Source organism: Mycobacterium bourgelatii, from assembly GCF_010723575.1.
Taxonomy (GTDB): domain Bacteria; phylum Actinomycetota; class Actinomycetes; order Mycobacteriales; family Mycobacteriaceae; genus Mycobacterium; species Mycobacterium bourgelatii.
This window is the reverse complement of record NZ_BLKZ01000001.1, coordinates 5,420,019-5,432,204: the sequence shown is the minus strand read 5'-3', so window position 1 is coordinate 5,432,204 and position 12,186 is coordinate 5,420,019. Positions and strand designations below refer to the sequence as shown.

The window sequence follows — 12,186 nt, the reverse complement described above, 5'->3', positions numbered from 1 at the left end:
AAATCAGACGGCTTTGGCGGCAGCGCGGCCCGCCTTGAGTCCGGAGAAGATGCAGCCACCCAGGAAGGTGCCTTCCAGGGCGTTGTAACCGTGCACGCCGCCACCGCCGAATCCGGCGACCTCACCAGCGGCATACAGACCGGAGATGGGCTGTCCATCAGTGCCGATGGCACCTGAGTCGAGGTCGGTCTGGATGCCGCCCAAGGTTTTTCGGGTCAGGATGTGCAGTCGTACGGCGATCAGCGGACCGGCGCCGGGGTCCAGGATGCGGTGCGGGGCCGCTACACGGCCAAGCCGATCGCTGATCGACGCGCGCGCGTTGCGGATGCCCTGGACCTGTGCGTCCTTGCAGAACGGGTTGTCTACCTGCAGGTCCCGGGATTCGATCTGCTTGCGGATCAAAGCCGGATCCAGCAGCGGCTCCTCGGTGATGGCGTTCATCTTCTCGACCAGCTCTTCGAGGCTGTCGGCGACGGCGAAGTCGACGCCGTGGGTCTTGAACGCCTCGACGGGCGCCGGCGCGTCCCTGTTGAAGAACCGTTGCTGCAGCATCGCCGTCCGGCTTTTGGAGGTGATGTCGGGGTTCTGCTCCGAGCCCGACAGCGCGAACTCCTTCTCGATGATCTTCTGGGTCAGGACGAACCAGGAGTGGTCGTATTTGGCGATGTCGGGCGTGGTCCGCAGATGCCGCAGGGTGCCCAGGGTGTCGTATCCGGGTAGGTACGGCGCGGGCAGCCGCCGGCCGAGCGCGTCGAACCACATCGACGAGGGGCCCGGAATGATCCGGATCGCGTGCTTGGGCCAGATCGGATCCCAGTTGATGACGCCTTCGGTGTAGTGCCACATCCGGTCCCGGTTGACCAGACGGATTCCGGAGTCGGCCGCGATGTCGAGCATGCGGCCGTCGACGTAGGCGGGTACGCCGGTGATCATGTCGGCCGGGGGCGTGCCCAGTCGCTCGGGCCAGTAGCGGCGAACGAGGTCGTGATTGGCGCCGATGCCGCCGGTGGTGACGATGACGGCCTGGGCGGAGAGTTCAAACTCGCCGATGACGTCGCGGTTGGACGAGACGCCGCGCTCCGCGTCGTCGGGAGCCAGTACCACGCCCTTGACCCCGGTGGCCGTGCCATTGCTGATCACCAATTCGTCCACCCGGAAGCGGTGATAGAACTTCACCAAACCGCCCTCGGCGGCTTTCAGTGCGGAGTTGGCGAACGGTTCGACCACGCCGGTTCCGGTTCCCCATGCGACGTGGAATCGCGGAACGGAGTTGCCGTGGCCGTCGGCGCTCAGATCGCCGCGCTCGCCCCAGCCGACGGTCGGGAGGAACCGGATGCCCAGGTTCGTGAGATAGGCGCGCTTTTCTCCGGCGGCGAACTCGACGTAGGCGCGTGCCCACTTGGCGGCCCAGAAGTCTTCGCCATCAGTCCCGTCGAGACGGTCGAACTGAGCGCTGCCGGACCAGTCATTCCAGGCCAGGTCGAACGAGTCCTTGATGCCCATGCGACGTTGCTCGGTGCTGTCTACCAGGAAGAGCCCGCCGAACGACCAGAATGCCTGACCACCCAGATTGGCCTCGTTTTCTTGGTCAATCAGCGCGACTTTCTTACCTTGGCGGGTCAACTCGTGAGTGGCGACCAGACCGGCCAAACCCGCACCGACCACGATGACATCAGCGTCCATAGGCAGGCCCTTCTGCGAAATAGATGACGATCCGGGTATCCGATGCGGTAATGTATCAGGTGCAATAGCATTTCGGGAGGGTGGAAAATCACATGACAGCTGCACCGACTGCCACGGCTAAGCCGGTCCGGGTAACCAAGCGTCGCGCTGAGACCCGCGCCCGGCTGATCGCCGCGGCATTCGAGGTGTTCGCGGAAAAGGGTTTCGGGCACGTGCGTATCGAGGACGTGTGCGCGGCAGCGGGCTACACCCGCGGGGCCTTCTACTCCCAGTTCGAGACTCTCGAAGAGCTGTTCTTTCTGCTCTACGACGAGTGGGCCAACCGCACTGCCGACCAGGTCCGCAAGGCGATGGAGGGGATCGACCCGACGAGTGACCTCGAGGCGACTGTCGATCGGATCGTGTCCACGCTGCTGCTTGAGCGTGAGTGGTTGCTGATCAAGATGGACTTCCTGCTGTATGCCGCTCGGACGCCCGGCTTGGCGCAGCGCTGGGAGGTGCACCGTGCGCAGCTGCGCGCCGCCATCGAAGAGCGGCTAACGGCCGGCGGGATCACCCCGGATGAAAAGGTCGGCACCCTCGCGGACATCGCCCGGTTCGTCATCGCGGTCTACGACGGGGTCAGCATTCAATTGCTGCTCGACAACGACCTGACGGCCGCGCGGGCCTGGCTCACGAAGTTGCTCAACATCGTCCTGAACCGGTAAGTCACGGCCAACTGATACATTGACGCATCGAATTCATCTACGTATCATTTAGGGAATCGATGTAGTCGCGCGATGCGGGCATCGCGAATGGTCAATGTAGAAGGTGGGGCGTGTTGATGGACTTCGCTGTTTTGCCGCCAGAGGTCAACTCTGCACAGATGTACGGTGGCGCGGGCTCCGGCCCGATGTTCGCGGCGGCGGCCGCGTGGGACGAGTTGGGTGCGGACCTGAGCGGCGCCGCATCGACGTTCGACGCCTTGATCTCGGGACTGACGAGCGGGCCGTGGACCGGAGCGGCATCGGCGGCGATGGCCGCCACGGCGGCGGGCTATCTGGGCTGGCTGAGCGCGGCGGCGGCACTGGCCGAAGGGTCCGCGGCCCAGGCCCGGACGGCGGCGGCGGCATTCGAAGCGGCTCTGGCGGCGACCGTGCATCCGGCGTTGGTCGAGAACAACCGACTGCAATTTCTGACGTTGGTGGCGACGAATTTCCTGGGTCTGAACACTCCCGCGATCGCGGCGGCCGAGTTCGAGTACATAGAAATGTGGGCGCAAGACGTGGCCGCGATGGTGGCCTACTGCACCCAGGCGTTGACCGCCGCCACGCAGCTCATTCCGTTCGCCGCGATTCCGCTTGACGCGGTGGGGATCGCGCTGACGGCGGAGAGTGTTGCGGCGACGGTAGGCCCGCCGTTGCAGGGCGCATTCCAGGCGGCCCAGCTACTGGCATCGCCGGCGATGATGGCGATACAACCGGCGATGATGGCGATCGGTGCTGCAACGCAGGCCGGTTCGGGCGGCGGCGCCGCAATGGTCGGTGCGACCATGCCGGAGGGTGCGACGGGATTGGCGGCAGGCGCCGTCACCGCAGAATCGCTCAAGCCGATGGGCGGAGCCGGGCTGGGCGCCGCCGCGAGCATGGGTAACGCGCGCATGGTCGGGGCGTTGTCGGTGCCGCAGTCGTGGCCGGGCTCGACGCCGGCCGGAATGTCCAGTTCGGCGCTCAGTGGGTTGGCGGGCCTCGGTATGTCCAACGCGGCCATGGCCGCGGAGGCCAATGCGGCGGCCGGCGGCGGAATGCCGATGATGCCGATGCCGATGGGCGGCGGAGCCCAAGGCGGAATGCCCGCGGGCATGATGGCCGGGCGCGGCGGCGGCGCTCCGCACGTGGTGCAGTCGCGGCCGAGCGTCATCCCGCGGATCGGGGTCTGAGCAAGACCGCCCGACACCCTCCAACGGCCCTAGCCCCGACGCGCCTTTCGGCGCAGTCGGGGCTAGTCGTTTTTACAGGCGGACAGCTGGGCGGCGCGCAGGCAGCACGCGTCGACCAGGGCCGCAGACACACGTCGACCCGGCCCACTGGGGCCGGGTCGACGTGTGTCCGTACTGCGGATTCTTGCTACAGGCTGCCCTGCCCGCCCTGGCCGCCGCTGCCGCCGGCCCCGCCGCCGGCGCCGGCGGCTGGCTTGCCCCAGTCGCCGCCCCAGCCGCTGCCGGGGGTCCAACCGAGGTGGCCGACGCCGCCCGTGCCGCCGGTGCCGCCCCTGCCGCCCGATGCGCCGGTCCCGGAACCCAGCGGCGGGGCCAGGGGGTTGCTACCTCCAGTGCCGCCGCTGCCGCCGGTTCCACCCTGTCCGCCGGCGCCGTAGGAACTGGCGCCGCCGTTACCGCCGGCTCCACCCTGGCCACCTTGGCCGGGGTTGAACAACACCGAGGCCGTACCGCCGTTACCGCCGGTGCCTCCGTTGCCGCCCCGGCCACCGGTGCCGTAGGTAGCTTTGCCACCCGTGCCGCCGGCTCCGCCCGTGGCACCCGTCGACCTGTCACCGATGCCGCCGCTACCGCCGTTACCGCCGTTACCGCCCTGGCCGCCGTTGTAACCGGTGCCACCCGTGCCGCCGGCGCCGCCGCTGCCGCCGCCCGGGCTGGCGACGCCGCCGACGTCGCCGCTGCCTCCGTTACCGCCCCGTCCGCCGGTACCGCCGTCGCCTTGATTACCAGTGGCGCCGTTCGCGGCCTGACCACCGAGGCCCTGGCCCCCTTTACCGCCGGCGCCGCCGTTCCCGCCGGTGCCGCCGGTGCCGCCGTTGCCGCCGTTGCCGGCTTGCGGACCCGGGTTGCCGTCGTTGGCCAGCGCAGTGGCGTTCGCGCCGTTGCCGCCGTTGCCGCCGGTACCGCCGGTGCCGCCGGTGCCGCCTTTGCCGCCGACGCCGCCGACACCTTGGGTGCCATCGACGCCCGATGCCGCTGTGCCACCGGCGCCGCCATTGCCGCCGTCGCCGCCGACGCCACCCTGGCCACCGCTGGCGCCTTGGCCGCCGTTGCCGCCGTGGCCGCCCCAGTTGGTGCCGCCGTTGGTGCCGGAGCCGCTGTTGCCGCCCGTTCCGCCGGTCCCGCCGGCGCCGCCGGCTCCGCCGTTGCCACCACGGGCGCCGTACTGGCCCGCGTCGCCGCCGCGGCCGCCCACACCACCTTGTCCGCCCTGCTTTCCTTGTCCGCCGGCGGTGGCTTGAGCGGTGGTGCTCGAGCCGGCACCGCCCTGACCGCCGTTGCCGCCGTTGCCGCCGTTGCCGCCGTTGCCCACCAGGCCGCCCTTGCCGCCGTCGCCGCCGGCACCGCCGTTACCGCCCGGGAGGTTGATGCCGGCATTGGCGCCGTTCCCGCCATTGCCGCCGTCGCCGCCGTTTCCGCCGCTGGTAGGGGTCTTGCCGGTCAGGCCGTTGGTTGCCGTGCCCGACCCGGTCCCGGCCTTACCGCCGACGCCGGCTGCGCCTGGGTTACCGCCTTGACCGCCGTTGCCTCCGTTGCCGCCGGGGTTGAAGTTGTGCGCACCTCGGCCGCCGTCACCCCCCATGCCGGCGTCACCGCCATTGCCGCCGCTACCGGCGGCGCCAACCGAGCCGGCCTTGCCGCTCGTGGCCTTCCCGGCCGCACCACCGTTGCCGCCGGCTCCGCCGTTACCCCCGTTGCCGCCGTTGCCACCGCCACCGCCGGTGCCGTCGCCGTCCCAGTCGAACGAGCCGTCATAACCTTTTTGGCCACCTCCAGCGTTAGCGCCGTTGCCGCCACGACCGCCGGCGCCGCCGTTGCCGCCATTGCCGGACTTGGATCCGCCAGCTCCGCCCGCCCCGCCGTGTCCGCCGGCGCCTCCTTCGCCACCGTTGCCGCCGGTTTGTCCGGGGTAGTACGCGTTTTCACCGGTCCCGCCCATGGCGCCATTGCCTCCGGCACCGCCGTTCCCGCCGTCGCCCGTCAGTCCGGCATTGCCGCCCGCGCCTCCGGTGCCGCCGTTGCCGCCGCGGGCGCCGCCGAATGATGGCGCAGCGCCGTCGCCACCGTGGCCGCCGTTGCCGCCGTTTGCGTTCGCCAACGTTCCGGCGTTGCCACCCTTGCCGCCGTTACCGCCACCGGCGCCGGGGGAGAAGGCTTTGGCACCGTTACCGCCGTCGCCGCCGGCGCCACCGCCGGCGGTGGTGGCTGACTGCACCCCGTCCGCACCCTTGGTGGAGCCGGCGCCGCCGAGCCCACCCTTGCCGTTGGCGCCTGGATTGCCGCCGTTCCCGCCGTCGCCGCCGTTGCCGTTGCCGCCATTGGTGAAGGTGCCGTCACCGCCCTTGCCGCCGTTGCCCGCCTGGCCGCCGAGGCCGCCGTTGCCGCCGTTTCCGCCAACGCCTTGTTGCCCAGCGATTCCGTGTGTGGCGGTACCGCCCGCGCCACCGGCCCCGCCGTTGCCGCCATCGCCGCCGGCGCCGCCGTTCAAGCCGTTCTGGCCGTTCTGGCCAAGACCGCCGTTGAGTCCGTCACGGCCGTTGCCGCCGACTCCGCCTTCACCGCCGGCCCCGCCGGCCCCGCCGTTGCCGCCGTTGCCGGCCAGGGCGCCACCGTTGCCGCCGGTGCCGCCGGCACCGCCGGCTCCGCCGGAGCCGCCATCTGTACCGCCGTCGGAAAGGGAGACCCCGCTTGAACCCTTGAAGCCGTTGCCGCCATTGCCGCCGTTGCCGCCGTTGCCGACCAAACCGCCGTGACCGCCGGCGCCGCCGCTGCCACCGATTTGGCCGATGGCCACGGCATCGGTGCCGTTGCCGCCATTGCCGCCGTTGCCACCACTGGTCGCGGTGCCGCCGGTCGCGCCCTTTGCCGCGTACGCGCCGCCACCGCTGCTGCCGCCGGCCCCGCCGAGGCCGCCGACGCCCGGGTTGCCGCCGTTGCCGCCCGCCCCACCTTGGCCGCCGCCGCTCCGGCCGATCGCGCCGTCGCCGCCGTTGCCGGCCGCGCCGCCCATTCCGCCAGCACCCCCGGTTCCGCCCACGCCGTGGCTACCGGCGACGCCGAACAGGCCCTGGCGCCCGCCGGCACCGCCGGCACCACCGTCTCCCCCGAGCCCACCGACTCCGCCGTCGCCGCCCGCTCCACCGGCCTGCCCGGCGCTTCCCGAGAGCGCGGCGTTGAACCCGTCGGCGCCGAGACCGCCGACTCCACCAACCCCGCCGACGCCGCCGCTGCCGCCGGCACCGCCGTTGCCGAAGAGGAATCCGCCATTGCCGCCGGTGCCGCCGGCGCCGCCGAGCCCGCCGGTACCACCGGCACCGCCGGTCGCGCTCGGTGTCACCGCGTTCGTCCCCGCCGCGCCGGCTAGGCCCTCACCGCCGGCCCCACCGGTGCCGCCACTACCAAAGATCCGGGCGTTGCCGCCAGCGCCACCGGCCCCGGCCTGCGCGCCGGTGCCGCCGACACCGCCGTTCCCGCCGTTGCCGTAGAGCCAGCCGCCGTCACCACCGACGCCACCGGTACCGCCAATTGCGCCGGCGCCACCAGCCCCGCCAACCCCGCCGCTGCCGAACAGCAGTGAGCCCGCCCCACCGTTGCCGCCGACTCCTCCGACGCCGCCGGCCACTCCCGCGCCGCCGACTCCGCCGGCGCCGCCGTTGCCCCACAGGAAGCCACCCGCGCCACCCGCCCCGCCGGCCACACCAGCCGCCGCGGTCCCGGCGAAACCGGCCCCGCCGGCCCCGCCCGCGCCACCGTTGCCGATCAGGCCCGCGGCGCCACCTGCACCACCAACCTGGCCGACCGCACCCGATCCGCCGTTGCCGCCGTTGCCCCACAGGATCCCGCCGGCCTGACCGGCCTGACCCGTTCCCGGCGCGCCGTCGGCGCCATTGCCGATCAGGGGACGTCCCAGCAGCAGCTGCGTGGGTGTGTTGATCGCGTTGAGAACGGTCTGCTCCACGACCTGCAGCGGCGAGGCATTGATGGCCTCCGCGGCGGCATACGAGCTGCCGGCGCCGTTCAGCTGCTGCACGAAACTGTTGTGGAACGACGCGATCTGCGCGCTGATCGCCTGGTACTCGCTACCGTGCGCGGCGAACATCGCTGCGATGGCCGCCGACACCTCGTCCGCGCCCGCGGCTAGCAGCGACGTGGTGGGGGCGGAGGCAAACGCATTGGCCTCGCTGATGGTGGCTCCAAGCTTTGCCAAGTCTGAAGCGGCGGTGGACACGAATTCTGGGGAAACGACCACAAATGACATGGGAAGGCGCCTTTCTCAGGGGCCGGGCTGGGACTGCAGGACGGGCATTTCGTCCTACGCGACATGAGCATACGAATAAGTATCGAATGCGTCAATAGATCGGATGAAAAGATGAATCCGATACTGCCTCTGAGACGGGATTGGCGCTGCGAACCGGTCCGCTGGGTGTGTTACCTCCCTGTTTGGTGTGGCGTTGAGACGCGGGCTCAGTCGCGGTTGACCAGTCCGCTCAAGCGCCAGGCCAACCGGCGTCGCACGGCGGGAACGTGTGCGGCCAAACGCATTGCCGCGTTGCGGACCGGCCGCAGGGGCCGCGGCAGCGTCGACACCCGAGTCAGGCGGCCGGTCAAGGCCAGCACCTGCTGTGCCCGCGCCCGTTGCTGTTTGCTGTAGTCGTCCAACGCCGCATCGGGCCCGCCGCCCAACACCTCGGTCAGGGCCGCGGCCAGAGCGACGGCGTCGGTGATGCCGAGGTTCATGCCCTGCCCGCCGGCGGGGCTGTGCACATGAGCGGCGTCGCCCGCAAGAAGCAACCGCCCGGCCCGGTACGTGTCGGCGACGCGGTGGTGGATCTTGAACCGAGATCCCCACAGCAGATCGGTGACGACGACGCGGCCGGGCCCAAAGCCGCGGGTGTCCAGAAGCTGTTGCACGAACGGTGCGGTGGGCACCTGCGGCGCGTCCGGCACCGGGGCGACGACGCGGAAGATGTCGTCCGGCAGCGGTGCCAGCACTGTCAATCCGTCGGTTCCGTAGAACAGGATCACTTCCGCGCTCGGCGCCTCACCCGTGACCCGCACGTCGGCGAGCACAAAGGATTCGGCGAACTCACCGCCGGTGAAGCCGATCCCGGCGTGATGACGGACCGTGCTGTGCATCCCGTCGGCCCCGACGAGGTAGCGCGCCCGGATGGTGTCGCCGTCGTCGAAGGTGGCGGTCACGCCGTCGTCGTCCTGGACCACACCGCCCAGCGTCTTGGGTCGAATCACGCTGCCGCCCAACTCGTTAAGGCGTTCCTCGAGCAACCGCTCGGTCTCGGCCTGGGAGATCATCAGGGTGTACGCGTACTGCGTGGGCAGGCCGCTGAAGTCGATCGAGATCAGCGGCTGCGCACCCTGGCGCATGGTGAAGCGCGGGGCGACGAGGCCGGCTTTGACGAGCCGCCAGGAGACGTCGAGGTCTTCGAGGACCTCGAGGGTCCGGGCGTTGACGGCCGCCGCGCGCGAGGTGTTGGCGCCGGACGGCAGCTTGTCGACCACCACCGCTTGGATCCCTCGGGAAAGCAGTGACGCCGCCAGCGTCATTCCGGTCGGGCCGGCTCCCACGATGAGGACATCGGTGTTGTTCATGGTTGGTTCCTCTCTCGCGTTGCGTTAGTCAACGCTTGTTGGCATAAGTCCATAGTGGGGTGTCGCAGCTACAAAGTCAACACGTGTTGGCCTACACTTGTTGACATGAGGCGATCGTCCGAAGAAACCAAGGCCGTGATCCTGGCGGCGGCACGCGAACGTTTCGGTTCCGCCGGGTATCAGGCCGCCACCATCCGCGCCATCGCCGCGGACGCCGGGATCGACCCGGCAATGGTGATGCGCTACTTCGGCAACAAGGAAAAGCTGTTCGCCGCGGCGGTCGAGTTCGATCTCCGGTTTCCCACCTACGACGACGCCGATCGGGAGCGGTTGGGGCACTTGCTGGTCGAGCACTTCCTCGACCGCTGGGAGGGTGACGAGGCACTGGTGATTCTGCTGCGGTCGAGCGCCACCAATGACGAAGCGGCACAACGGATGCGCGAGATCTTCGGCTCTCAGCTGAAGCCGCTGGTCGCGAAGTTCGTGGGAGCAGACGAAGCCGGCAAGCGGGCCGGGTTGATGGCCACCCAGATCCTGGGGTTGGCGCTGTGCCGTTTTGTGCTGCGGTTGCCGCCGGTGGTCGGGATGGACCGGGACGAGGTGGTCGAGTGGCTCGGGCCGACGATCCAGCGGTACTTGGACCCTTAGCTTGTGCGCCCGTCAGTCGCTGCGAGGGAGTCCTATGCGGCGATACCGCTCCAGTCGGGTACCCAGGCGTTGGGCGTCGGGGATTTCGCGCAGCGCATGCACCTCGGTGGCGATCGCGCGGGACATGCGGCGGGCGAACTCCTCCGGCTCGTCCGCGGCGTCGGGGTGTTCGGGCACGATCGCGTCCACGATCCCGGCCGCCAGCAGGTCTGCGGACCGAATGCCTTGCACCGCAGCAAGTTCGGCCGCGTGATCGACGTCGCGGAACACGATCGCGCTGGCGCCTTCGGGGGGTAGCGGCGCCAACCAACCGTGCAGCGCGGCCAGCACGCGGTCAGCGGGCACCATCGCGAGCGCGGGCCCGCCGCTACCCTGACCGAGCAGGACCGAGACCGTCGCCGTCTCCAGCGTGACCAACTCCGCTAAGCACTGGGCGATCTGTCCGGCCAGTCCGCCCTGTTCGGCTTCGGCGGTCAACGCCGGCCCCGCCGTGTCGATGATCAGCACCAGCGGCAGCCGCAGTTCGGCGGCCAGCGCCATGCCGCGCCGAGCCTCGCGCAGCGATTCCGGCCCTACCGCGTTGGCGCCGCCGACGCGCTGTTGGCCGAGGACCACCGCGGGCTGGCCGGCGAACCGGGCCAGGGCCAGCAGCGTCGTCGCCGCATCGCCCTGTCCCGTGCCCGACAGCGGTACCCGGTCGGTGGCGCCGTGTCGCAGCAGGTACCCGGCGTCCGGCCGGTCGGGGCGACGCGACGCCAGTACCGAGTCCCAGGCCGGCACATCGGGGACCGGTTCGGGTGCCCCTGAAGCCGGGCGGGAGGGCGGCGGGGGTTCGGGTACGTCGGCGATGACCGTCAGCGCCCGGTTCAACGTCGCTCGCAACGCATCCAGCGGGACCACGCCGTCGATGACTCCGAACCGCTGCAGATTCTCCGCGGTCTGGACGCCCGCCGGGAATTGTTCGCCATACAGCTGTTCGTAAACCCTCGGGCCGAGGAATCCGATCAGGGCGCCGGGTTCTGCGACGGTGACGTGGCCCAGTGACCCCCAGGACGCGAATACCCCGCCAGTGGTCGGATTGCGCAGGTAGACCAGATACGGCAGGTGGGCCTGCTTGTGGAGTCTGACGGCCGCGGCGATCTTCACCATCTGCAGAAAGGCCACCGTGCCTTCCTGCATGCGGGTCCCGCCGGAGCTCGGCGACGCCAGCAGCGGCAGCCGCTCGGCGGTCGCCCGCTGCACCGCCGCGGTGATGCGTTCCGCAGCCGCCACACCGATCGACCCGCCGAGGAACTTGAAGTCACAGACCACGATGGCCACCCGGCGTCCGAAGACGCGACCCTCGCCGGTCGACACCGACTCGTCCCGGCCGGTGGCCGCCCGAGCGGCGGCCAGTTCCTCCGCGTACGACCCGGACATCGGGATGGTCAGCGGCTCGTCGTCCCAGCTCACAAAGGAGCCTTCATCCAGCACCGCGTTCCGCAGTTGGTCGGTGGTGATATGGCTCACCCGACGAGGCTATATATCCTGGCCCCCATGATCGGTATCACCCTGACCGAAGCAGTGATGACAATCGAGCTGCAACGGCCCGATCGGCGCAACGCGCTGAACTCCCAGCTGGTCGAGGAATTGCGGGAAGCCTTTCTGAAGGCGGGGGACGGGTCGATCCGCGCGATCGTGCTGACCGGCCAGGGTTCGGCGTTCTGCGCAGGCGCGGACCTGTCCGGCGACGCGTTCGCGGCTGACTACCCGGACCGGTTGATCGAGTTGCACCGGGTTATGGACGCGACTCCGATCGTGGTGATCGGCGCCATCAACGGCCCGGCCATCGGCGCGGGGCTGCAACTGGCGATGCAGTGCGATCTGCGGGTGGTGGCTCCCGACGCGTTCTTCCAATTCCCGACGTCGAAATATGGCCTGGCGCTGGACAACTGGAGCATCCGTAGGCTCGCGTCGTTGGTCGGCCACGGGCGCGCCCGGGCGATGCTGCTGGCCGCCGAGAAGCTGACCGCCGACGCCGCGCTGCACACCGGCATGGCCAACCGCATCGGTACGCTGGAAGACGCGCAGGCTTGGGCCGCTGAGATCTCGGGACTCGCGCCCTTGGCTATTCAGCACGCGAAGCGGGTACTCAACGACGACGGGTCCATCGAAGAGCCGGAGCCGATACACAAAGAACTCTTTGACAAGGCCTGGAATAGTCAGGATGTCATCGAGGCGCAGATAGCTCGAGTGGAGAAGCGACCGCCGAGGTTTCAGGGGGCATAACG

At 70.1% G+C, this 12,186-nt stretch carries 8 protein-coding genes; 4 read left to right on the top strand and 4 right to left on the bottom strand.

Going from position 1 to position 12,186, the window contains the following annotated elements:
* Positions 1–3: 3 nt before the first annotated feature.
* Entirely contained in the window at positions 4–1,683 is a 1,680-nt protein-coding gene (locus tag G6N68_RS23130) for an FAD-binding dehydrogenase (protein ID WP_163717344.1), read from the bottom strand.
* Positions 1,684–1,775: 92 nt separating this feature from the next.
* Here G6N68_RS23130 and G6N68_RS23125 point away from each other — a divergent pair, with 92 nt between their 5' ends.
* Positions 1,776–2,390, top strand: a complete 615-nt coding sequence (locus G6N68_RS23125) for a TetR/AcrR family transcriptional regulator (protein WP_163717342.1) — start codon at positions 1,776–1,778, stop codon at positions 2,388–2,390.
* Between the two features lie 110 nt (positions 2,391–2,500).
* On the top strand, positions 2,501–3,601 hold the full coding sequence (locus G6N68_RS23120; RefSeq protein WP_205351420.1) for a PPE family protein: 1,101 nt from the start codon (positions 2,501–2,503) through the stop codon (positions 3,599–3,601).
* A gap of 187 nt (positions 3,602–3,788) precedes the next feature.
* On the opposite strand, the gene G6N68_RS23115 is transcribed toward G6N68_RS23120, so the two are convergent.
* Both G6N68_RS23115 and G6N68_RS23110 read right to left on the bottom strand, forming a co-directional pair.
* Positions 3,789–7,919: a PE family protein gene (locus G6N68_RS23115; protein ID WP_163717338.1), complete on the bottom strand. Its 4,131-nt coding sequence runs from the start codon at positions 7,917–7,919 to the stop codon at positions 3,789–3,791.
* Between the two features lie 206 nt (positions 7,920–8,125).
* A complete protein-coding gene (locus G6N68_RS23110; protein WP_163717336.1) occupies positions 8,126–9,268 on the bottom strand; it encodes an FAD-dependent monooxygenase in 1,143 nt (380 codons plus the stop codon).
* Positions 9,269–9,373: 105 nt separating this feature from the next.
* Between G6N68_RS23110 and G6N68_RS23105 the strand changes: the two genes are divergently transcribed.
* Positions 9,374–9,916: a TetR/AcrR family transcriptional regulator gene (locus tag G6N68_RS23105; protein ID WP_163717334.1), complete on the top strand. Its 543-nt coding sequence runs from the start codon at positions 9,374–9,376 to the stop codon at positions 9,914–9,916.
* Between the two features lie 12 nt (positions 9,917–9,928).
* Here G6N68_RS23105 and G6N68_RS23100 read toward each other — a convergent pair whose 3' ends face one another.
* A complete protein-coding gene (locus G6N68_RS23100) occupies positions 9,929–11,425 on the bottom strand; it encodes an acetyl-coenzyme A carboxylase carboxyl transferase subunits beta/alpha (protein ID WP_163717332.1) in 1,497 nt (498 codons plus the stop codon).
* 27 nt (positions 11,426–11,452) lie between these two features.
* Here G6N68_RS23100 and G6N68_RS23095 point away from each other — a divergent pair, with 27 nt between their 5' ends.
* On the top strand, positions 11,453–12,184 hold the full coding sequence (locus G6N68_RS23095; RefSeq protein WP_163717330.1) for an enoyl-CoA hydratase: 732 nt from the start codon (positions 11,453–11,455) through the stop codon (positions 12,182–12,184).
* The last annotated feature ends 2 nt before the right edge of the window (positions 12,185–12,186 follow it).